Origin of the sequence: Pseudoduganella sp. R-43 (assembly GCF_049913255.1) — a bacterium.
Taxonomy (GTDB): Bacteria; Pseudomonadota; Gammaproteobacteria; order Burkholderiales; family Burkholderiaceae_D; genus Rugamonas.
In genome coordinates this window covers 5,471,546-5,491,366 of record NZ_CP183988.1, presented here as the reverse complement: position 1 = coordinate 5,491,366, position 19,821 = coordinate 5,471,546, and the positions used below count along the sequence as shown (strand labels likewise).

Genomic DNA, 19,821 nt, shown 5'->3' with positions numbered 1-19,821 from the left:
CTAATAGAAGCTCTGGGACAACGAGCCCAGCAGCAATTGCCAGCCATCGACCAGCACGAACAGCATCAGCTTGAACGGCAGTGAAATCACGGCGGGCGACATCATCATCATACCCATCGACATCAGCACCGACGCCACCACCATGTCGATGATGAGGAAGGGGATGAAGATGGCAAAGCCGATCTGGAAGGCGGTCTTCAGTTCGGAGGTGATGAAGGCCGGCACCAGGATCTTGAGCGGCACGTCTTCCGGCCCTTGCAGTTCCTGGCTGCGCGATATCTTGACAAACAGGGCCAGGTCGGACTGGCGCGTCTGCTTCAGCATGAAAGTCTTCAGCGGCGCGGCCGAGCGCTCCATCGCCTGCTGCATGGTGATCTTGTTGTCCTGCAGCGGCACCCAGGCGTCGGTGTAGATCTTGTCGAACACCGGGCTCATGACGAAGAAGGTCAGGAACAGCGACAGGCCGATGATGACCTGGTTGGGCGGCGCCGACTGCGTGCCGAGCGCCTGGCGCAGCAACGAGAGCACGATCACGATGCGGGTAAAGCCGGTCATCATCAGCAGCGCTGCCGGGATGAAGGTCAGCGCCGTCATCAGGATCAGCGTTTGCAGCGTCAGGCCGTAGTTGGTGCCGCCGCCCGCGGCGGGCGTGCTGGTGAAGGCAGGGATGGTCGGTTCGGCCGCCGCCAGCAAGGGCAGCAATAGCGCCGCGCCGGCAGCCGCGCAGCCGGCCATGCGCCACGCGCGTTTATTTGCCATTGCGCTTTTCAATCGTCTGTTTGAACCATTCGGCGAAATTCGCGCCAGGCACCGGCTGGGCGCCGGCCAGTTCGGTTTCGTCGCTTTCCTGGCGCGGCATGGTCGCCAGGGCATTCATGCGGCCAGGCGAGGCGCCGACCACGATCCATTGCTCGCCGACTTCCACCAGCAGGATGCGTTCGCGGGCGCCGACACTCAGCGCCCCGACCAGCTTGAGCTTGCTGCCGCCCGTGATGTGTTTCGGGCCGAAACGCTTCAGCAGCCAGGCCAGGCCGACCAGCAGGGCGATGACAAAGCCCAGCGACAGGATGGTCTGGAACAGCGAACCGGCAGCGGACGGTGCTTGTGCCGCCAGCACATTGCTCGGCGCCTGGGCGTTGGCGGCACGGGCGCCGGCCATGGCGGCCTGCTGTTCGGGTGTCGCCGCTGGCGCGGCGGCCGGTGCAGTAGTTTGCGCGGCGCCAGGCGCAACTGGGCTGGCGGCATTGGCCGGGGCAGCTTGCGAACTGGTGGAAATGGTGTCTGGGGCGGACGCTTGCTGCGCCAGCGCAGGCGCGCCGGCGAGACAGAGGACGGCCGCCATGGTCAGCGGCCGCAGCAGGTAAAGGGCAGGAATGCTCTGCTTCATTTATTCAATTTTCGGATGCGTTCGGAAGGCGTGATGATATCGGTCAGGCGGATACCGAACTTGTCGTTCACCACCACCACCTCGCCCTGGGCGATCAGGCAGCCGTTGACCAGCACGTCCATCGGTTCGCCGGCCAGGCCATCCAGTTCCACCACTGAGCCCTGCGCCAGTTGCAGCAGGTTCTTGATGGCGATCTTGGTACGGCCCAGCTCCACAGTCAGCTGGACCGGGATATCGAGGATGAAGTCGATATCGTTATGGGTTTCGGTCTTGTTCGGCTGCTTGGAAAAGTCCTTGAACACGGCAGCAGTGGCAGCCTGGTTCTGCATCGCGGCAGCCTCGGCAGCGGCCTGCTCGGCAATCGCGGCGCCCCAATCGTCATCCATGCTTGTATCGTCGTCTTGATTATCCGCCATGTTTCTCTCCTAGCTTTATTTCATATTATCCGCGTTTGCCAGCAGTTTCTCCACCTTCAATGCGTATTGCCCGTTCAACACCCCGTAGGTGCAATCGAGCACAGGCACGCCATCCACGGTCGCCTCGATGGTGTCCGGGATGTTGAGTGGGATCACGTCGCCGACCTTCATGTTCAGGATTTCGTCGAAATTGACCTTGGCAGTGCCGAGCTTGGCCACCAGTTCCACTTCGGCGATCTGGATCTGCTGCGTCATCAGGCGAATCCAGCGCTTGTCCACTTCCAGCGCCTCGCCCTGCAGCGAGGAGGTCAGCGCGTCGCGGATCGGCTCGATCATCGAGTACGGCATGCAGAAGTGGATCTGGCCCGATACGGACCCCAGTTCAATCGTGAAGGTCGACGCCACCACCACCTCGTTCGGCGTGGCGATGTTGGCAAACTGCGTATTCATTTCGGAACGGATGTACTCGAATTCCACCGGGTACACGGGTTCCCACGACTTGGTATAGGCCTCGAACACGATGTCGAGGATGCGCAGGATGATGCGCTGCTCGGTCTGGGTAAAGTCGCGGCCTTCCACGCGCGTGTGGAAGCGGCCGTCGCCGCCGAACAGGTTGTCGACCAGCAGGAACACCAGGCCCGGGTCGAACACCATCAGGGCGGTGCCGCGCAGCGGTTTCATGTGCACCAGGTTGAGGTTGGTCGGCACCACCAGGTTGCGGATGAACTCGGAATACTTGGAGACCCGCACCGAGCCCACCGACACTTCCGCGCTGCGGCGCAGGAAGTTGAACAGGCCCACGCGCAGCAGGCGCGCAAAGCGCTCGTTGATAATTTCCAGGGTCGGCATACGGCCCCGGACGATGCGTTCCTGCGTCGCCAGGTTGTAGGTCCGGACACCCGAGGTCTCCTCCGGCGCAGCGACGTCGTCCTGGTCGCCGTTGACGCCCTTCAGGAGGGCATCGACTTCTTCCTGGGAGAGAAAATTATCAGCCATGCTTCACCCGGGCCTTACTGGATGATGAATGCGGTAAACAACACTTCGGAGACTTCCTGCGGCTCGCCGCCGTTTTCAAACGGCAGGTTGACCGCTTCCATGATGTCCTTGCTCAACTGCTGCTTGCCTTCCGGAGTGTTGATCTCGGATGCGTGCTTGCTCGACAGCAGCAGCAGGATGCGGCTGCGCACCTTCGGCATATTGGTCTTGATGACCTCCGACTCTTCCAGGCTGCTTGCCTGCAGCGTGATCGCCAGTTGCAGGTACTGGTCGCCATTTTCCGGCTGCAGGTTGACCGTGAACTGGTCCACAGGGATATAGACCGGCGGGCCGGCTTTCTTGGCCGGTTTCTTGGCTTTCTTGTTGGGCTTGGCTTCTTCAGAATGTTCGTCGCCGCTATCGCCATGCAGCATGAACCAGGCCCCGGCGCCCCCGGCCAGTGCGAGCACCAGCACGGCTGCCAGGATGATGATCAGCTTTTTCTTACCGCCACCTGCCGGCGGTGCTGCTTCTGCCTTAGCATCAGCCTTCATTTTTGGATTCGCTTTCAATTCTGCTGCCTTGGATGCAAGAGTTGGATCATGACGCCATTATGTCATTATCGCGAAAGCTTTCGGGGAGCGATGCGCCGAAAAGAGGCAGGAAGCAGGGCTATCTCTGCCTTAGGCGAATGTATCGACAGCGCTGAGCACGCTGCGGCGCACTTGAGGGGCTGCTTGCGGGGCCTGCTCCGTATTGTCATTCTGTCCATCGGCGACGCCGCGGCCACGCCCGGCGGCTGCCATATCAGCGAACGCTTGCTGCTGGTCCTGGCTGCCGGAGGAAACGCTGGTGTCGCCGAGCGTGATGCCGGCTTCACCCATGGTTTCGCGCAGCTTCGGCAGTGCTTGCTCAAGCGCTTCGCGCACTTCCGGCTGGGCAGCGGTGAAGGCCACGCTGGCCTGGTCATTGGAGACGCTCAGCACCACTTGCAGCGGGCCGAGGTCGGGCGGGTTCAGGGTCAGGGTGGCGCTCTGCTCGCCGCCATTGACCATCCAGACAACTTTCTGGCCCAGCTGGTGATCCCAGCCCTGGCTGCCGACGCGGGCGTGCAGCTGGTTGCTGGCCAGGGCCTGGGCGGCTTGTGCATTCGCTGCGCCGGCTGGCGCCAGGGCGGTAGCGGCTGCCTGCAGGGCGCTGGCCTGCGGCTGGATGGCGTGTTTGGTGTCCAGCGCGGCGGCATCGGCGGCCTTGCCGGCGTCGGCGCTGGCCTGTTGCAGGGCGGCCTGGAAATCGCTGCGCGGTTGGGCGGCGGCTTTGTCGCTGCCGCCGGCAGCCGCGGACGATGCACTGGCGTCGCCGGTTTCGGCGGCTGCGCCGTGGCGTGCCTTCGCCAGCGCGTCTGCCAGGGATGGATCTTGTGCTTTGCCGGCGCCTTCTGCCGCAGCTTTCGCTGCCAGCAATGCCTCCTGGTCGACGGGCATGCCTTCCGCTGGCAGGCGCTCGGCAATGCCGTTCCTGCCGCCTTTGCCGGACAGTACGGCGTCGCTGGCCAGTTCGGCCTCGGTGGCCCGGCCGTCTTTGGTGGAGGCTGCTGCCGCAGCGGCTGCCGCGCTTGCTGCGCTGGCCGCGTCGGCCGCGGTTGGCTGGACCAGGCCCTGGATCATGGCCAGCATGTCGGCGACGGCATCGTTGGCCGCTTGCTGGCTATCGGTTTCGTCGCTGGCCGCGCCGGCACTGCTGGAGGCGTTGGCGGCAGTGGCAGAGCTGGCAGATGCCGCGTCGGCCGGCGCCGGCTGCGCGTCCGCAGGCGCAGCGGCATGATTGGCCTGGTTTGGCTGCTCGCTTTGCTGGGCCTTGGCAGGCGCCTGCGCTTGCGTGGCCGGTTTGTTGGCTGGCGCTGGCGCGCTGGATGCCGGTTTCGCTTGCTGGCTTGGCTGCTGCGCGGCAGGTTTCGGCGCCTCGGCGCGGCGCGGCGCGGCATTCGCTTGCGGCTGCAGCGATGGCGGCAAGGCCCTGGCCTGGCGTTCGATCTGGCTGTTCAGGGCCTGTGCGAACTGCTTGTCTTCCTGCGCGCCATTGGACGAACGGCTACCAGCCGAATTGCCGGAAAGAAGAGGGGAGTTCTGGACAGTCTGGGTTTGCATGATCGAATCGGTCTAGCGTTTGAAAAATGCCTGGCGGGAGGCGTGTTCATCCATGGCCTTCTGGTCGCGCTTGGCTTCCTTCTTGAGCTCCTGGGCTTCGGCCCGGTCGCGCAGGGTGGAATAGGACATGCGCTTGCGTTCGGCGTCCTGCCACAACTGCTTCTCCTTGTCGCCGCGTGCCTTGCTGTGACGGACCACTTCCTGCTGGCCCTGGATCGCAGTATCCAGTTTCTCCATGAAAGCCTGGAAATTGCGATACGCCATCGGCGTGATGCCTTGCTGCTGCGAAGCGTCGAAACGGCGGCCGTATTCGTCGCGGTAACCAACCAGCATGTTCAGCTTCTCTTCCGCGTCCGCCACGGCTTTCAAGGCCGCGCCAAGGCGCTTGGCAGCGTCGTCGGTTTCCCGCTGCGCGAGGTCGATCAGGGTTTCAAGTTGCTGGGTAGAGGCCATGATAGTCAATTATATGCAAGGCCAAACGCACCAATCAGTCGAATAGAGAGGTTAACTGCCCCAAGCTCTCGGGCATGTTCACCTGCTCCGTAATTTGCTGTTGCAGGAATTGTTCAATCTTATCGTGCAGGTTGATGGCCTGGTCAAGCACCGGATCGGTGCCCGGCGTGTACGCCCCGACAGCGATCAGGTCGCGGCTGCGTTCGTAGCGCGAAAACAACTGTTTCAGCCGGCGCGCCTGGTTCTGGTGGGTGTGCGATGTGATCGAGTGCATGGCACGGCTGATTGACTGTTCGATATCAATTGCCGGGTAGTGGCCGGCTTCGGCCAGGCGACGGTTCAGCACGATGTGGCCGTCCAGGATCGCGCGCGCCGAGTCGGCGATCGGATCCTGCTGGTCGTCGCCCTCGGTCAATACGGTGTAGAAAGCCGTGATCGAGCCGCCGCCCAGTTCGCCATTGCCGGCGCGCTCGACCAGCACTGGCAATTTTGCAAACACGGAAGGCGGGTAACCTTTGGTGGCTGGCGGCTCGCCAATGGCCAGGGCGATTTCGCGCTGCGCCATCGCGTAGCGGGTCAGCGAATCCATGATCAGCAGGACGTTCTGGCCCTTGTCGCGGAAGTGCTCGGCGATCGCGGTGGAATACGCCGCCCCCTGCATGCGCATCAGCGGCGGCGTGTCGGCCGGTGCTGCCACGACCACGGAACGGCGCAAGCCTTCCTCGCCCAGGATCTGCTCGATGAACTCCTTCACCTCACGTCCCCGCTCGCCGATCAGGCCGACCACGATGATGTCGGCTTCGGTGTAGCGCGCCATCATGCCGAGCAGGACGGACTTGCCGACGCCGGAGCCGGCAAACAGCCCCATGCGCTGGCCGCGTCCCACGGTCAGCATGGCATTGATGCAGCGCACGCCGACGTCCAGCGTTTCCACGATCGGTGCGCGGCCCAGCGGGTTGGCGGGACGCACATTGATCGGCGCCGAATCGCTGGTCTGGATCGGGCCCAGGCCGTCGAGAGGGCGGCCGGCGCCATCGACCACGCGGCCAAGCAGCTCGGGGCCAACGGGCAAATGGCGCGCGCGGTCGCTGGGGCGGCGGCGCGGGTGGTTGACGCTGCCGGGCTTCGGCACGCTCTGTTCTACCGGGAACACGCGGGTGCCGGGGATGATGCCTTCGACGTCGCTTTGCGGCATCAGGAACAGCTTGTCACCCTCGAAGCCGACCACTTCGGCTTCGACCTTGCCGCCGGAGGGCAGGGGCACGGTACAGGCCGCGCCGACCGCCAGGCGCAAGCCGACTGCTTCCATCACCAGGCCCGCCACGCGGGTGACGCGGCCCGACACTTGCATCGGTTCGACGAAATCGACCAGCGTTGCGCAATCGTTCAGGTAAGAACGCCAGCGGCCCGCGTGCACCTGTGGGTCGGGGGCGCCCATCTCAATCGATCCAGTCAATGTCTTTGCCAAGCGCCAGGCTCAGGCGCTGCCAGCGCGACGCCACGGTGGCATCGATCTGGTTGGAGGCTGTATCGACCTTGCACCCGCCACGTTCGACGGTCGGGTCGTCGATCACGCGCCAGCCGCCTTTGTCGAGTTCTTCCGCAATGCTCTCGCGCACCACGGCGGCGTCTTCCGGATTCAGGATCAGCAGTGCCGGCTGCTGCAGCACCGGCAGGTATTCGATGGCCTCGCGCACGATCGGCAGGATCAGTTCCGGCTTCACGCGCAGGGCAGTCTTGATCATGCCCTTGGCCAGGTGCAGCGCCAGTTCCAGCACCTCATTGCTGATGGCCTGGTCGGCTTCGCGCAGCGCGCTGCTGAAGTTGTCGGCGATCTCGCGCACCGGTGCAATCGCTTGCTCGGTGGCGGCGCGCGCTTCGTCCAGGGCCTGCGCCGCGCCTTCGTCGTGGCCGGCCTTGAAGCCGGCGTCATAGCCCTGCTGGCGTGCTTCCTCGCGGATCGCGGCCAGTTCTTCTTCGCTTGGATATTCCGGGGCAGGAGCCGGTTCCGCCGCGTATTCGGCTTGCTCGACTTCCGCCTGTGCGGCGGCTTCGGCGGCCAGGGCGGCGCGCACTTCCGCCTCCTCGCGTTCGCGCTGGGCCACCACGCTCGGGCGCGCGTCGCCGAAGGATTGCAACTCCCAGCGCTGGTAGGCCGTCTGTTTTTCTTTCGGGATGCTTGTCATCAGACGAAGGAATCCTCACCCTTGCCGCCCAGCACGATCTGGCCTTCATCCGCCAGGCGGCGCACAATCTGCAGGATCTGCTTCTGCTGCGTCTCCACTTCGGACAGGCGTACCGGGCCTTTGTTTTCCAAATCTTCGCGCATCATTTCGGAGGCGCGCGCCGACATGTTCTTGAAGATCTTGTCGCGCAAGTCCTGCGAAGCGCCTTTCAGCGCAATGATCAGCATTTCGGACTGCACTTCGCGCAGCAGCAGCTGGATGCCGCGGTCATCGACGTCGATCAGGTTGTCGAACACGAACATTTCGTCCATGATCTTCTGCGCCATGTCGTTGTCGTAGTTCTTGATATTGTCCATCACGTTCTGTTCCTGTTCGCCGGACATGAAGTTCAGGATCTCGGCCGCGGCGCGCACGCCGCCCAGGGTCGATTTCTTGATATTTTCATTGCCGGACAGAAGCTTGGTCAGCACGTCGTTCAGCTCGCGCAAGGCGGCCGGCTGCACCCCATCCAGCGTGGCGATCCGCAGCACCGCGTCGTTGCGCAGGCGGTCGGTGAAGTGGCCCAGGATTTCGCAGGCCTGGTCGCGCTCCAGGTGGACCAGGATGGTGGCGATGATCTGCGGATGTTCGTTGCGGATCAATTCGGCGACCGATTGCGAATCCATCCACTTCAGCGATTCGATGCCGGAAGCATCCTTGCCGCCCAAAATGCGCGACAGCAGGACCGACGCCTTGTCGTCGCCCAGCGCCTTGGTCAGCACCTGGCGGATGTATTCGTCCGAATCGAGGCCCACGGTGGAAGCGGCCGCGTACTGGTCGCGGAAATCGTCCAGCACGTCAACCACCATTTCATGCGGGATGTTCTTCATGGTGGCCATCGAAGCGCCCAGCTTCAGCACCTCGCGCGGGCCGAGGAACTTCATCACCTCGGCCGCCTCGGCTTCGCCCATGGCCAGCATCAGGATGGCGGCCTTTTGCAGTCCGGTATTCTCAGTCATTGTTGCCTATCCATTCCTTGATGACGTTGGCGACGATGCGCGGATCTTCCGCAGCCAGTTTCTTCGCCAGCGCCAGGTTGTCGCGGTAGGTGCGGGCAGTGTTTTCTTCCATCTTGGCGATCTCCTCCGCCAGCAATTCTTCCGGTGTCGGGCCGACTGGTTCCACGATAGGCTCCGGTTCTGGTTCCGGTTCCGGTTCATTGATCTGGTCGATCTTCTTGAATACCGGACGCATCATCGGACGCACGATACGCAGCAGGATGTACAGCAGGATCAGGGCCGTAATCAGGAACTTCGCCAGTTCCTTGGCCAGCGGCAGGTTGGCCGGGTCGCGCCACCATTCGAGCGGTGCCTCCGGTTCCCTGTCGACGCCGTCGAATGGCGCGTTGGCCACGCTGACGGAATCGCCGCGGTCCTGGTTGTAGCCCATGGCTTCCTTGACCAGGCTGTTGATCTTGGCCATTTCGTCAGCGCTGAGCGGCTTGACGACGACCTTGCCGTTTTTATCGATGGTCCGACGATAGTTTACTACGACGCCGACGGTCATGCGCTTCAGTCCGGCCATTGCCTTCTGTTCATAGCGCACCGTCTTGTCGACTTCATAATTGGTTGTCGATTCCTTATGGCTTGGCCCGGCCGCGGCAGTCGCGGCGCCTGTGCCTGGCTGCCCCGGCGCACCGGCAGCGCCTGGCGGCGTGGTCGTCAGCGGGGCCGTGGCAACGCCCGGCGGCTGGTTCGACAGGGCGCCAGGAATGCCGCCGGGGTTGGCGTTGGCATTGCCGCTGGTCTCGCTGCTTTGCTGGCTGCGGATGGCCGAAGCGGCGGGCGGCGAGTTCGGCTTGTAGGTCTCGGCGGCTTGTTCGATGGCGGAGAAGTCGACGTCGGCCACAGCCTCGGCGCGCACATTGCCTTCGCCCACGATCGGGGTGATGATCGACTCGACCTGCTTGATGACTTGCTTCTGCATCTCCTGCACGTACTTGAGCTGGGATGCGTCGAGGTTCTTGGCGTTGTTGGCCGCGTTGCCGTTCTTGTTGATGTCGGACACCAGGTTGCCGGCCTGGTCGACCACGGTCACATTGGCCGGCGACAGCTCCGGCACGGAAGAAGCGACCAGGTGCACGATGGCGCTGACCTGGGCCGGATCGATCATGCGGTTGGCGTGCAGTTGCAAGATCACCGAAGCGGTGGGCTTCTGCTGGTCGCGGACGAAGACCGAAGGCTTCGGCAGGGCCAGGTGCACGCGCGCCGACTCCACCGCGCCGATGGACTGGATGGAGCGCGCCAGTTCGCCTTCCAGGGCGCGCTGGTAATTGACCTGTTCCAGGAACTGGGATACGCCCAGCTTCTGGTTTTCCATGACCTCAAAGCCGACATTGCCGCCTTTCGGCAAGCCCTGCTGGGCCAGGCGCAGGCGCACATTGTGCACTTGCTCGGCGGGCACGAGGATCGCCTGGCCGCCTTCGGCCAGCTTGTACTTGACCTGCATCTGGTCCAGTGCAGCGGTGATGGCGCCGCCATCCTTGTCGGTGTAATTGGCGAACAGGACCTTGTAATCCGGTTCCTTATTCCACATCCACAGGATCAGGATGAGCGCCAGGACGCCTGCCACGGCAGCGCCGCGAATCACCATCTTGCCCATAGGGGTCTGGAAGAAGGCGAAGCGGCCCCTGGGCGCCTGTTGGGCTTCTGGATCGTCGATATCGATTTGTTCGGCGGCTGCAGCCATGGGTAATCACTGTGGGTTAATGGGCCTGTTGCACATTATCAGGCGATGTTGCGTCCTTTAAATGCGTGAACAGGAGGCCGTTTGCCTTGCTGCTCAAGGCTATCCCCTTGCTTTCACACGGGTATTCTGGAAGCCTGAAAACAGGAATATTGTATCTTGGAGTCAACTAATGAGAACAGGCGGAATTGATTCTAGCCAAATCCAGGCCATGATCGCCCAGCTGCATGCGGCGGCCACGCGGCCGTCAGCCACGCCCCCGGTGATCCAGACCGAGAAAGTGGCCGAGAAGCCCGACTTCACCAACGCCCTGAAAGGCGCGCTGGACGCGGTGCAGGCCAGCCAAGACAAGGCCGAAGGACTGACCAAGCGTTTCCAGATGGGGGACGATTCGGTCAACCTGTCGGACGTGATGATCTCGATGCAGAAAGCCAGCATCAACTTCCAGGCCACCGTCCAGGTGCGCAACAAGCTGGTGCAGGCCTACCACGACATCATGAACATGCAGGTTTGAAAGTCGGGGTCAGGTCTGGCAATCGGACAAATCGCGACGCGATTTGTCCGATTGCCAGACCTGACCCCGACTTTCATCATTCCAGGCCGGCGATGCGGGCGTTGCGTTCCCGCTCGAGCTTGGTGATGTAGCGCTGTACGGCGGTCAGCGAGGAGCGCGGCATGTCGACGAATTGGCAGCCGAGGCGGCGGTTGGTTTTGTTGTTTAAAAGCGTCAGGTCCAGCGAGTTGCGGATCTGCAGGCCGGTGGTGATCGTGGCCACTTCGGGCAGTTCAATGCGGCAGTCGTTGTAGACCTTGCCAATCGTGTCGCCCAATTCCAGGCTGTTGTCGAGGATCGCAATGCCGCCGCAGCTGATGTCGGACAGCGGGAACGGCTTGCTGCCGCCGCCCAGCTCAGCCGGCTGCGGGATCAGGACGCGCACGGGGTTGGTGACCGGCGTGGCGATGCGGTAGAACTCGCGGCGCTGCAGGCGCACCAGGCTGGCCGGCAGCGGCATCTTGAAGGCCGGGCTGCCTTCGAACGTGGTCGATTCGATGTGCTCACCGCTGAACATGATGCGGATCTTGTCCAGCGTGGTTTCGAAGGAAAGCCTTTTTGCGCCAAGGATGCGGCGGTTCTGGTCGGGGCTGATGGAGCAGTCGAGGATGACGTTGCCGCCCTCGGCATCGACTTCCAGGATCGACGTGACGCAGACATCGGACTCGCCCTTGATGAGCATGCGGATCAACTGGTTTTTCTCGCCGATACTGCGCAGCAGCGCAGTGATCTCACGGCGCGATGCGACCTCGAAATCATGCCAGTTTTCCATGTCCGATTCCGAAATATAGCTGTGCATCAAAGTCCGTTTTCTGGGGATTCATTCGGTACGCTGAGATCGGGCGCCGGGGGCGGGGGCTGGCCAGTCTTTTGCGCTGCTTCAATATGATAAAGCCACGCTAACAGTTCCGCAATTACACGGTAGAGCAGTGGCGGGATCTGCTGGTCCAGGTCCACTTCCATCAGCAGCGATACCAGTTCTTTCGACTCGTGGATGTGCACGCCATGTTCGGCGGCGACGGCAATGATTTGCTCGGCCACCAGCCCGCGTCCTTTGGCGACGACTTTTGGTGCCGCTTCGCCGCTCTTGTAGGCGAGGGCGACGGCACTTTGCAGCGGCTTGCGCGGCTGCTCGTTCTGCTCACTCGGCGCCATCGTTGCCCTCCGCGTTGATGGCGAGGGAGGTCAGCGGTGCGCCTGCGGCATCCATGGCTTGCTGCAAGGCGCTGGCCCAGGCGCGCAGGGTGGCAGCCGTGTCTTCCGAACCGGACTGGACAGCAATATGCACCTGGTCGCCGACCAGGGTGACGTTGGCCGCGACCTTGCCCAGCATGGGGAAACGGAAGCGCACGCCGCTGCGCCAGACGGGATCGGCTTCGCCGTCGCGCCCCTCGCGGCGGCTGCCTTTGCCGCCGGCTTCGCCTTGCTGGTCGCGCTCGACCAGCCATTGCATTTGCTGGCCGGGCCACGCTTCGCCTTGCCACATGACCTTGCCTTGTTCGTGGGTGTGCAACTGCTGGTTGATCATTTGCGCGGCGGACAGATCGGGGCCTGCCAACGCTTTCGCCACGGCATCAGCCTGGCTTTGTCCCGCACCTTGCGCGGCAGCCTGGCGCTGCATTTGCGGCTCGCGCTGCAAGTCTTGCAGCGAACGCTTGCCTGAGGCCCATTCGGCCACATGGGATTCGTAAAACAGGCCGCTGTCGCCTAGGGCGCGCTGCAAGCCCTGGCTGAGTTTTCCCGTATCGGGCGGGCCGCCGGCACTGAGCGGCGCCTTGCCGTTGATGGTGACCGGCATGCCCGGCGTCGTGTAGGCGGAGGCCAGTGCGCTGGCGATGGCGCGTGCGGCGGGACTGAGCGCGGCCTGCGGCGTGTCCTTGCCGAGCGAGGGCAACTGGTCGGACGGCACCAGCGGGGCTTTGCTGAGCAGGGCAGCGCCGGCACTCAGCGCGCGGCCCTGGGCTTGCGCGGCGCCAGTTTGGCCGGCTTCTGCGCCGCCGGCTGCCTGCGGTTGCTTGCCGCTCAGGTTCAGGATGGCCGCTTCCTGCGAAGGCAGGCGCCCTTGGGCCGGCATGTCGGGCATCTGGTCGCCCGACACGAAGGTCGCCATCTGGCCCGCTTGCGGACTGCCGGCGCCCACCTGCAGCGTGGCGCGCGGTTGGCCGCTGACGACGGTCAGAGGCAGTTCATCGCCGGCATTGATGCCGTTTGGCAGCAACATGCGCGCATTGGTATCGGCCACGCGCACCAGGAAACTGCCATCGGAGAATTTGCTGAGGACCTGGGCGGGCAGGGTTTGCCCGACCATTTGCGAGAGGGCGCGCTGGAAGGCTTCCTGGCGCGGTGCGGCAACCGCTGGCGCGGCCGAAGCCGCGCTGGTGGCGCTGACGCCCCGGACATCCAGGCGCGGGGGCAGCATGGCAGCCGCCCCGCTCAGACGGCGCCGTAGGCGGCGGCCAGGCGCCGTTCAGTGCCGGTGTTGTTGATCAGTTTGGACAGCTGGGCCATCCAGGGCATGGTCAGGTCGCGGATCTGGCGGTCGTCGTCCAGCATCTGCTTGATCAGGCCCAGCTTCTGCTGGCGCTCGGCGGCGTCCAGCACGACTGCTTCCTCATTGCCGCGCAGCAGGGCCACCTGGGCCGCTACCTGGCTTTCCAGCACTTCCAGTCCGTCCCAGTCGGACATCGTTGCTGCCGCCACCATCTTGTGGGTCAGTGCTGCCATGGCGGTGTAGGCGGTCAAAATTTCCACGTTCGTCATTGTCATCCTCGATTACATGCTGGACAAAGCAGCAGGCTGGGCATTGGTGGTCGCGGCAGGGTTGCCGCCGATCTGGTTCCAGGTATCGCGCAGGTCGGCCAGCAGGCCGCGCACTTCGTCCAGGATTTCCGGACTGTTCTTTATGTTTGCTTCGAGCAAGCGGCGGCTCATGTAGTCATACAGGGCATCCAGGTTGCGGGCGATCTCGCCGCCGGCTTCCTTGTCCAGGCTGGCACGTAAGCCATCGTCGATGATGCGGATGGCTTTGGAGATGGCTTTGCCTTTTTCTTGCACATTACCTGCATTCATTTGGGTCTGCGCAGTCATGATCGCAGCCAGGGCGCCGTCGTACAGCATGACGATCAGCTTGTGCGGCGAAGCGGAGCTGACGCCGGTTTCCAGACCGACTTTCGCGTAGGCGTTGACGCCGCGTGAAGTAGTTCCAAACATAATCTCTCCTTATTCCTGCGCTCAGCTGTTGGAGGCAATAGCCGCCAGTTGCTGAGTCAAATACGCTTGCGTGCTCTGCATTTTCGCCAAGGTCGCATCAAGCCGCGTAAATTGGGTGCGGTAGCGTTTTTCAATGTCGTCCAGCTTGGAAGAGAAGGCGTCGCGCTGTTTGGCCACGTCCTTGATGCTCTTGTTTAAGCCTTCGGTCACGGTCGTCAGCAAGCCTTTGCTGCCCAGGAATGACGTGGCCAGGTTGTTGAGCTGGTAGGCATAGCCTTGCGAGAAGGAGACGGTGCCGCGATCGCCGAGGGCGCCGCCGGTAATGTCGATTTTCAGGCCTTCCGCATCGGTGCCCTCGGCGCCGGTGAGGGTCTGTCCGGTTCCGACCACTGCCTTGCCACCCAGGGTGCCGGCCACGTCGGTGCCGACCACCGGCGTTGCGCCGCCGAACACGCTGTCCACGGTGCTGCCGCTGACACTGGTCAGGGCGATATTCGAGGCCGAGCCGTATTTGCTGGACGAGAGCACCAATTTGCCGCTGCCGTCGATCGCTGCGGTGACGCTGGAACCGGTATCCGAGAAGGCTGCTGTGCCGTTGATCGATGACTGTACGATCTTGGCCAGTTCGGCGGGCGAATAGGTGCCTGCCGGGATGGTGACATTGGCGATATTTTTCGAGTTGCTGGGCGTGGTGTCGTTCAGGGTCACCGCCCAGGTGGTGTTGGCGGCAATCGTGGTGCTGCCCAGCGCTGCCGAGCTGGTCAATGCACCTTGGCTGGCCAGTGCCGTGATGTTCAGCGCATAGCTGCCCGGCTTGGTTTTTGCAGTCGAGCTGACAAAGCTGACGTTCGGGTCGGTGGCATTGCCGATCGCGGTAAACAGGCCGGCGATGTCGCCGAAATTCTTCTCGATTGCCTTGTTCAGCTTGGCGTCGTCGAGGCTGAGCGTGCCGTCTTTTGCAAAGGAAATGCCTACCTGGCCCATATTGGTCAGGCTGCCGGACAGGCCGGTGATCTGGCCGCTCATCATGCGGCGCAATTGCGCCTGCATCGACTGGGCGGTCGGGTCGCCTTGCAGCGCGCCGGCTTTCTTGGTTTCCGGGTCGTAGGCGGTGAGTTTTTTCAGCGCGCCGTTGAGTTCGTTGTACGCCTTGACGAAGGCCGTCAGATTGGTCTTCACGCTGTTGGTGTCGCGCGCCACGTTCAGCGTCGTGCTGCCGACCTGGTTGACCGTCAGGCCCACGCCCTGGATCGATTCGTTGACAGTGTTGGAGTGGCTGCTGACGGCAATGCCGTTGACAGTCAGCTTGGTGTCCTGGGCAGCACTGGTCTGCTGCATCGACTGGGTGCCGGCCGGATCATAGCTGAGCAGGCTGCTCAAGGCCGCGTCCGGCGGGTTGCTGCCATCACCGCTCAGGCTGATCTTCATGGCCGCGTTTTCGCCGGTCTTGTTCGACGTCAGCACCAGACGGTACGGGGACGCGCTGCCGTCGGACACGATGGTGGCGGTCACGCCCAGGCTGGCTTTGTTGATGGCGTCGGCCACGCCTTGCAGGGTGTTGTTGGTGCTGTCGATGACGACGGAACCCGTTGGCTGGCTGGCATCCTGGCTGAAACCACCGCCCAACATGCTGCCGCCGGTGCCGGCAGTCAGGCCGGCGGCGGCAGGATTGTTGCCGGCGATGGTGATTGGGCTGCCGTTGGCCGAGGTCAGGGTGACGCTGCTGGCCGAAGCGTAGGTGGCCCCGGCGTTCGCGGCGCCCGCCGCAGTCTTGGCGCCGCCGGTGACGCCGCTGGCGGTTTCGGTGATGGCCACGCTGGCGCCGCTGGCACTGCGGAATTCCAGGGTGCCGGCGGCGGCACTGCCGGTAAACGTGATGCCGGCAGCAGCAAGTGCGGTAGCGGTGGCGCCGCCCGCATTGGCCAGGTCGGCATCGAGGGAAGCAGCCGTGACGCCGGCGCCCGCCGCGACGCCTGCTCCCTGGCTGGCGATCGTGACGTTGCCGACTTTCAGCGCGTAAGAGCCCGTGCCATCGGTCGCCACGTCGCCAAAGGTGGAGAAAATATTCGCCACCGTGGCAGTGACGCCGGTCGTGCTGGTCTTGTCATTGATGGCATTTGCCAGTGCCGTGGCGCTATTGGTGCCGCTTGAGGTTGGAATGGCAGTGCCGTTGATGCTGAGCGAGCCATTGGCCAAGCCGTTGGCCAGCATCGATGAGCTCAGGCCCGTGCCTTGCAAGCCGAAGCTGCCGCTGGCCGTACCGAACTGGAAGGACAGGGTCGTCGAACCGCCCAGGCCGATAGTCGACGTCTTGCTCGCCAGGCCAGTGGTCATCAGGGTCTGCGCCTGCGCCAGCTGGCTGACATTGATCTTGTAATTGCCCGCCACTGCCTTGGCCGAAGCGCTGGCAGTCAGCAAATCCTTGTTGCCTACCGTGGTAGAGAAGCCTTTGAAGGAGTTGGCCGAGGTCAGGCCGCCCAGGGCGCTCTGGAACACGCCGACCGCTGCGGTCAGTGAACCGAAGGCGCTCACCTTGGCCTGGTAGGACGCGGTCTTGCGGTCGTAGCCCGCCAGTGGCGCCGCTTCGGCCGCCATGAGTTTGTCGACGATGTCGTTGACCTGCAAGCCGGAACCGATACCGGGAGATGATAGTGCTGGGGTGCTGGAAAGGGCCACGGCAAACTCCTGAGGAAACAAGATAAGTCTAACTTGTTTACGGCAGAATCAAAGGGGACTTGAGAGGGGGAAATACCTGTTTATTCTTGTCTGAAATGACAAGCTTCCCTGCGGCCAGCATAGCGCAAAAAAGCCCGGGCTGCCGCAAGGGCAGGCCGGGCCGGGAACGCTGTTGCTAGTGGTCAGGCTTCCTGATCGACCAGCAAACCCCTGAAGGCATCGATCGCCTTGGCGATCTCCAGGGCTTCCGGAGTCGGAATCTGGCGCAGCACTTCCTGGGTATGCAGGTCAATCACTTTGACGACGGTGCGGTGGCTGTCATCGTCGATCGAGAACAGCAGGCTTTGGGCCCGCTGCTGCACCGATTTGTTCAGCTTTGCAACGGCTTCTTCCACATCCTTCTTGGAAGGCGTTGCTTCCTTGGCCTTGACCGCATCGATGGTTTCCACCGCAGCAGCCGGGCTGCGGCCTGCCACCGGGAGGGCCACGAAATCCGGGACCGCGATGCCGCGGTCAGCGCGCGGCACAGTAGCAGTTATTGAATCGATAGTCATACAGACCTCCTACGGAAAATTCCCCGGTCCGGCGAACCGGAGCGGGGAACCGCTTTTTTACCTAGCTTATTGGCGATTAGCCGCGCAGCAGGCTCAGCACGCCGTTAGGCAGCGAGTTAGCCTGGGCCAGCATCGCGGTACCAGCTTGTTGCAGGATCTGGCCGCGGGTCAGGCTTGCGGTTTCTGCAGCAAAGTCGGTGTCCACGATACGGCTGCGCGATGCAGACAGGTTCTCGGTCGTCGCGCTCAGGTTCGAGATGGTCGAGGAGAAGCGGGACTGCAGTGCGCCGAACGATGCGCGCTGGCTGTTCACCGAAGCCAGGGCGGCGTCAGCGATCTTGATTGCCAGCTGGGCGTTGTCGAAGGTCGTCACGTCCAGGGTTGCCACCGACTTCAGGGTCGAACCACCAGCCAGGCTGAAGCCAGTTGCAGCGGCTTCCGTCACCGAGAACGAGCTCTCGGAGTCCATGGTCACGCGGCCCATCACGGTCGACACAGCAGCTGCTGCAGTCATCGCGTTGGCTGCACCGTTCAGCGCGCCAGCGGCGTTGTAGTTCTGTGCGCTCAGGACAGTGTTGCCACCGGTCTTGGTGTTGGTCAGCTTGATGTCGGAGCCGGTCGAGTGCGACAGTTTCAGCTTGTTATTGGTCTCGTCGTACTGGGCAGTCACGCCGGTCTTGGACGATTGCGCATTGAAGGCATTGATCGCCGAAGCATAGTCGTCAGCCGAGTTGGCACCGGTACCGATGGTGAAGGACACGGTCACTGGGGAGCCAGCGTTGTCGCCTTCGACGGTCATGGTGTAGGACTCAGCGCCCAGGGTCAGTGCCGCGTCGGTTTTGGCCGATGCAGTGACGCCGGTGTTGGCGGTCTGTGCGTTGATGCTGGCAGCGACCGACTTGGCGGTGCTGGTAGCGGCCAAGGTGGTGATGGTTGCCGAACCGCGGGAACCGTTGATGGTCGCGGTGGTGGCAGCCGAGGTGTTGGCAGCGGTCACGGCAGCAGGCGCGCCTTCGATACGGTTGTCGCCGTAGGTGCTGGTCAGGAAGTTGGCGCCAACAGCCTGGATGGTCTGGTTCGCGTCAGCGCCGACCTGGAAGGTGGCGGTGCCCATCGAGCCGTCCAGCAGGTTTTTGCCGTTGAAGTTGGTGGTCTGGGCAACGCGGTTCAGTTCGGATGCCAGTTCGCCAACTTCAGTCTGCAGCGCCTGACGGTCCGAAGCCGAGTTGGTCGCGTTGGAGGACTGCACTGCCAGTTCACGGATACGCTGCAGGATGTCGCCGGAGGAAGCCAGCGCGCCTTCAGCGGTTTGAGCCAGCGAAACGCCGTCGTTGGCGTTGCGCATTGCCTGGTTCATGCCGCGAATCTGGGAATTCATACGGTCCGAAATTGCCAGGCCAGCAGCATCGTCCTTAGCGCTGTTAATACGCAGGCCGGAGGACAGACGTTGCAGGGAGGTCGACAGGCTGCTCTGGGATGCGTTCAGGTTGCGCTGCGAGTTCAGGGACGAGATGTTGGTGTTAATTACGGAAGCCATGGTATTTCTCCATTCGGTACTACTGATTGGGCAATTTGCTCATTCACTTTGGCCCGCCACGCTGTTCTTGTGACGATCAAGCCGCTGTTGTTTTGGGTAACGGTTGCCGCACGGGAACCTTTAGGGCGATTTAGCCGGCAAATCCCCCTGTTTTACCCCTCAAGTTGCCTACGGAGTGCCGCTTAGTCGGCGGGCTTTTCATGAACTTTAGGCCGAAAAAAAATATTTTTCACGCGCAAAAAAAGTTCGGCGGGCGGAGAAATAGGGATGTTTATGCTTGGTAATTAACGATTGCATTTGGAAATATATTGAGTACTATGCAATTCCGATAACTCTTTGTTAATCACAATGCGTATTCTCCCTCAACGTTTGGCTGCCGCCTTATGCGCCGTGGCTTGTACCCAGGCGTGCGCCGGCGTCCTGCCCGTCGTCGACGTCAATAACCCGGTCAGTTGGCCGGGCGCCGCGGTCGATGCGATCCATAGTCATTACCAACAGCATTTTTCCGCGACCCAAACCGGACTCCTGTCGGGATTGGGCATATTCACGGCCCCCGGCTACACTTGGCAGACGACCAGCGTCAAGATCAAGATTGGCGGCGGCGACAGCTGGCAGACCGATGGCTGGACTGCACCGTTTACGTCTCGCCTGGACGGGACGCTGGTCGATTTGACAGGCTTTAAGCTGCACGTGAATGCCGGTGACGACATCGTCTTTGATGTTGGCGGTGGTGGCAGCGCATTCATGGTGCAGCATGGCTTGGGGCCGCTGTACGAAAAGAACAACTTTTCGGATTTCCCGATGCGGAGAACCGACCGCTCATTGGCCTTCACCACCTGGATGATCCCGGACCCTGCCGCAACGGATCCGGCGTCCGATGTGCCGGCGCCAGGCGCCGGCATGCTCACGCTGCTGGGCTTGGCGATGCTGGCGCTGGCACGAAACCTGGCGGCCCGGCGCGTGCGCTAAATAGAAAAGAGCCCGCCATGGGCGGGCTCTTTCG

At 62.8% G+C, this 19,821-nt stretch carries 21 protein-coding genes; 2 read left to right on the top strand and 19 right to left on the bottom strand.

All coding sequences use genetic code 11. The annotated features are described in order from the left end of the window. The 11 genes from fliP to fliF form a co-directional block, all read right to left on the bottom strand. Positions 1 to 759 (bottom strand): flagellar type III secretion system pore protein FliP, encoded by a 759-nt coding sequence (fliP, locus tag ACN9M3_RS25005; protein ID WP_426163764.1) that lies wholly within the window; start codon positions 757 to 759, stop codon positions 1 to 3. Further along, a complete protein-coding gene (fliO, locus tag ACN9M3_RS25000; RefSeq protein ID WP_426318969.1) occupies positions 749 to 1,387 on the bottom strand; it encodes a flagellar biosynthetic protein FliO in 639 nt (212 codons plus the stop codon). Before fliO ends, fliP begins: the two co-directional genes overlap by 11 nt. Next, positions 1,384 to 1,803, bottom strand: a complete 420-nt coding sequence (gene fliN / locus ACN9M3_RS24995; RefSeq protein WP_055930721.1) for a flagellar motor switch protein FliN — start codon at positions 1,801 to 1,803, stop codon at positions 1,384 to 1,386. The genes fliO and fliN overlap by 4 nt, the downstream gene beginning before the upstream one ends. A gap of 15 nt (positions 1,804 to 1,818) precedes the next feature. Next, complete coding sequence (fliM, locus tag ACN9M3_RS24990; protein ID WP_426163759.1) at positions 1,819 to 2,799, bottom strand: flagellar motor switch protein FliM; 981 nt, start codon at positions 2,797 to 2,799, stop codon at positions 1,819 to 1,821. 14 nt (positions 2,800 to 2,813) lie between these two features. After that, positions 2,814 to 3,332 (bottom strand): flagellar basal body-associated protein FliL, encoded by a 519-nt coding sequence (gene fliL / locus ACN9M3_RS24985; protein ID WP_426163757.1) that lies wholly within the window; start codon positions 3,330 to 3,332, stop codon positions 2,814 to 2,816. Positions 3,333 to 3,461: 129 nt separating this feature from the next. Next, on the bottom strand, positions 3,462 to 4,925 hold the full coding sequence (locus ACN9M3_RS24980; RefSeq protein ID WP_426318968.1) for a flagellar hook-length control protein FliK: 1,464 nt from the start codon (positions 4,923 to 4,925) through the stop codon (positions 3,462 to 3,464). Between the two features lie 12 nt (positions 4,926 to 4,937). After that, the gene (fliJ, locus tag ACN9M3_RS24975) at positions 4,938 to 5,378 is read right to left on the bottom strand and encodes a flagellar export protein FliJ (protein ID WP_426163753.1); all 441 of its coding nucleotides are present in this window, start codon (positions 5,376 to 5,378) and stop codon (positions 4,938 to 4,940) included. A gap of 34 nt (positions 5,379 to 5,412) precedes the next feature. After that, a complete protein-coding gene (fliI, locus tag ACN9M3_RS24970) occupies positions 5,413 to 6,816 on the bottom strand; it encodes a flagellar protein export ATPase FliI (protein WP_426172295.1) in 1,404 nt (467 codons plus the stop codon). 1 nt (position 6,817) lies between these two features. Then, a complete protein-coding gene (locus ACN9M3_RS24965) occupies positions 6,818 to 7,564 on the bottom strand; it encodes a flagellar assembly protein FliH (RefSeq protein WP_426318967.1) in 747 nt (248 codons plus the stop codon). Continuing rightward, positions 7,564 to 8,562: a flagellar motor switch protein FliG gene (gene fliG, locus ACN9M3_RS24960; protein ID WP_426163749.1), complete on the bottom strand. Its 999-nt coding sequence runs from the start codon at positions 8,560 to 8,562 to the stop codon at positions 7,564 to 7,566. Before fliG ends, ACN9M3_RS24965 begins: the two co-directional genes overlap by 1 nt. Beyond that, a complete protein-coding gene (fliF, locus tag ACN9M3_RS24955) occupies positions 8,555 to 10,291 on the bottom strand; it encodes a flagellar basal-body MS-ring/collar protein FliF (RefSeq protein ID WP_426318966.1) in 1,737 nt (578 codons plus the stop codon). The genes fliG and fliF overlap by 8 nt, the downstream gene beginning before the upstream one ends. A 169-nt stretch (positions 10,292 to 10,460) precedes the next feature. On the opposite strand from fliF, the gene fliE reads away from it, so the two are divergent. Then, positions 10,461 to 10,802: a flagellar hook-basal body complex protein FliE gene (gene fliE / locus ACN9M3_RS24950; protein WP_426163745.1), complete on the top strand. Its 342-nt coding sequence runs from the start codon at positions 10,461 to 10,463 to the stop codon at positions 10,800 to 10,802. Between the two features lie 76 nt (positions 10,803 to 10,878). Here fliE and ACN9M3_RS24945 read toward each other — a convergent pair whose 3' ends face one another. The 8 genes from ACN9M3_RS24945 to ACN9M3_RS24910 form a co-directional block, all read right to left on the bottom strand. Continuing rightward, entirely contained in the window at positions 10,879 to 11,613 is a 735-nt protein-coding gene (locus tag ACN9M3_RS24945; protein WP_426318965.1) for a flagellar brake protein, read from the bottom strand. Positions 11,614 to 11,639: 26 nt separating this feature from the next. After that, positions 11,640 to 11,996: an EscU/YscU/HrcU family type III secretion system export apparatus switch protein gene (locus ACN9M3_RS24940; protein ID WP_426163740.1), complete on the bottom strand. Its 357-nt coding sequence runs from the start codon at positions 11,994 to 11,996 to the stop codon at positions 11,640 to 11,642. Further along, on the bottom strand, positions 11,983 to 13,260 hold the full coding sequence (locus ACN9M3_RS24935) for a flagellar hook-length control protein FliK (protein WP_426163738.1): 1,278 nt from the start codon (positions 13,258 to 13,260) through the stop codon (positions 11,983 to 11,985). The genes ACN9M3_RS24940 and ACN9M3_RS24935 overlap by 14 nt, the downstream gene beginning before the upstream one ends. 14 nt (positions 13,261 to 13,274) lie before the next feature. Further along, positions 13,275 to 13,601 carry a flagellar protein FliT gene (locus ACN9M3_RS24930; protein ID WP_426318964.1) on the bottom strand — a complete coding sequence of 109 codons (327 nt, stop codon included), beginning with the start codon at positions 13,599 to 13,601 and terminating at the stop codon, positions 13,275 to 13,277. A gap of 12 nt (positions 13,602 to 13,613) precedes the next feature. Next, the gene (fliS, locus tag ACN9M3_RS24925; protein ID WP_426163733.1) at positions 13,614 to 14,051 is read right to left on the bottom strand and encodes a flagellar export chaperone FliS; all 438 of its coding nucleotides are present in this window, start codon (positions 14,049 to 14,051) and stop codon (positions 13,614 to 13,616) included. Between the two features lie 21 nt (positions 14,052 to 14,072). Further along, positions 14,073 to 16,727, bottom strand: coding sequence for a flagellar filament capping protein FliD (fliD, locus tag ACN9M3_RS24920; protein WP_426318963.1), 2,655 nt, complete (start codon positions 16,725 to 16,727; stop codon positions 14,073 to 14,075). A gap of 182 nt (positions 16,728 to 16,909) precedes the next feature. Beyond that, complete coding sequence (locus ACN9M3_RS24915; protein ID WP_426163728.1) at positions 16,910 to 17,281, bottom strand: flagellar protein FlaG; 372 nt, start codon at positions 17,279 to 17,281, stop codon at positions 16,910 to 16,912. Positions 17,282 to 17,357: 76 nt separating this feature from the next. Further along, complete coding sequence (locus tag ACN9M3_RS24910; protein ID WP_426163726.1) at positions 17,358 to 18,818, bottom strand: flagellin; 1,461 nt, start codon at positions 18,816 to 18,818, stop codon at positions 17,358 to 17,360. Positions 18,819 to 19,166: 348 nt separating this feature from the next. Here ACN9M3_RS24910 and ACN9M3_RS24905 point away from each other — a divergent pair, with 348 nt between their 5' ends. Then, positions 19,167 to 19,787 (top strand): hypothetical protein, encoded by a 621-nt coding sequence (locus tag ACN9M3_RS24905; protein WP_426318962.1) that lies wholly within the window; start codon positions 19,167 to 19,169, stop codon positions 19,785 to 19,787. Positions 19,788 to 19,821: the final 34 nt, after the last annotated feature.

Excerpts from the sequence above, each read along its gene's own strand:
- fliP (WP_426163764.1), bottom strand. The coding sequence starts at position 759 with ATGGCAAATAAACGCGCGTGGCGCATGGCCGGCTGCGCGGCTGCCGGC.
- fliO (WP_426318969.1), bottom strand. The coding sequence starts at position 1,387 with ATGAAGCAGAGCATTCCTGCCCTTTACCTGCTGCGGCCGCTGACCATG.
- fliN (WP_055930721.1), bottom strand. The coding sequence starts at position 1,803 with ATGGCGGATAATCAAGACGACGATACAAGCATGGATGACGATTGGGGC.
- fliM (WP_426163759.1), bottom strand. The coding sequence starts at position 2,799 with ATGGCTGATAATTTTCTCTCCCAGGAAGAAGTCGATGCCCTCCTGAAG.
- fliL (WP_426163757.1), bottom strand. The coding sequence starts at position 3,332 with ATGAAGGCTGATGCTAAGGCAGAAGCAGCACCGCCGGCAGGTGGCGGT.
- ACN9M3_RS24980 (WP_426318968.1), bottom strand. The coding sequence starts at position 4,925 with ATGCAAACCCAGACTGTCCAGAACTCCCCTCTTCTTTCCGGCAATTCG.
- fliJ (WP_426163753.1), bottom strand. The coding sequence starts at position 5,378 with ATGGCCTCTACCCAGCAACTTGAAACCCTGATCGACCTCGCGCAGCGG.
- fliI (WP_426172295.1), bottom strand. The coding sequence starts at position 6,816 with ATGGGCGCCCCCGACCCACAGGTGCACGCGGGCCGCTGGCGTTCTTAC.
- ACN9M3_RS24965 (WP_426318967.1), bottom strand. The coding sequence starts at position 7,564 with ATGACAAGCATCCCGAAAGAAAAACAGACGGCCTACCAGCGCTGGGAG.
- fliG (WP_426163749.1), bottom strand. The coding sequence starts at position 8,562 with ATGACTGAGAATACCGGACTGCAAAAGGCCGCCATCCTGATGCTGGCC.
- fliF (WP_426318966.1), bottom strand. The coding sequence starts at position 10,291 with ATGGCTGCAGCCGCCGAACAAATCGATATCGACGATCCAGAAGCCCAA.
- fliE (WP_426163745.1), top strand. The coding sequence starts at position 10,461 with ATGAGAACAGGCGGAATTGATTCTAGCCAAATCCAGGCCATGATCGCC.
- ACN9M3_RS24945 (WP_426318965.1), bottom strand. The coding sequence starts at position 11,613 with ATGGAAAACTGGCATGATTTCGAGGTCGCATCGCGCCGTGAGATCACT.
- ACN9M3_RS24940 (WP_426163740.1), bottom strand. The coding sequence starts at position 11,996 with ATGGCGCCGAGTGAGCAGAACGAGCAGCCGCGCAAGCCGCTGCAAAGT.
- ACN9M3_RS24935 (WP_426163738.1), bottom strand. The coding sequence starts at position 13,260 with ATGCTGCCCCCGCGCCTGGATGTCCGGGGCGTCAGCGCCACCAGCGCG.
- ACN9M3_RS24930 (WP_426318964.1), bottom strand. The coding sequence starts at position 13,601 with ATGACGAACGTGGAAATTTTGACCGCCTACACCGCCATGGCAGCACTG.
- fliS (WP_426163733.1), bottom strand. The coding sequence starts at position 14,051 with ATGTTTGGAACTACTTCACGCGGCGTCAACGCCTACGCGAAAGTCGGT.
- ACN9M3_RS24915 (WP_426163728.1), bottom strand. The coding sequence starts at position 17,281 with ATGACTATCGATTCAATAACTGCTACTGTGCCGCGCGCTGACCGCGGC.
- ACN9M3_RS24910 (WP_426163726.1), bottom strand. The coding sequence starts at position 18,818 with ATGGCTTCCGTAATTAACACCAACATCTCGTCCCTGAACTCGCAGCGC.
- ACN9M3_RS24905 (WP_426318962.1), top strand. The coding sequence starts at position 19,167 with ATGCGTATTCTCCCTCAACGTTTGGCTGCCGCCTTATGCGCCGTGGCT.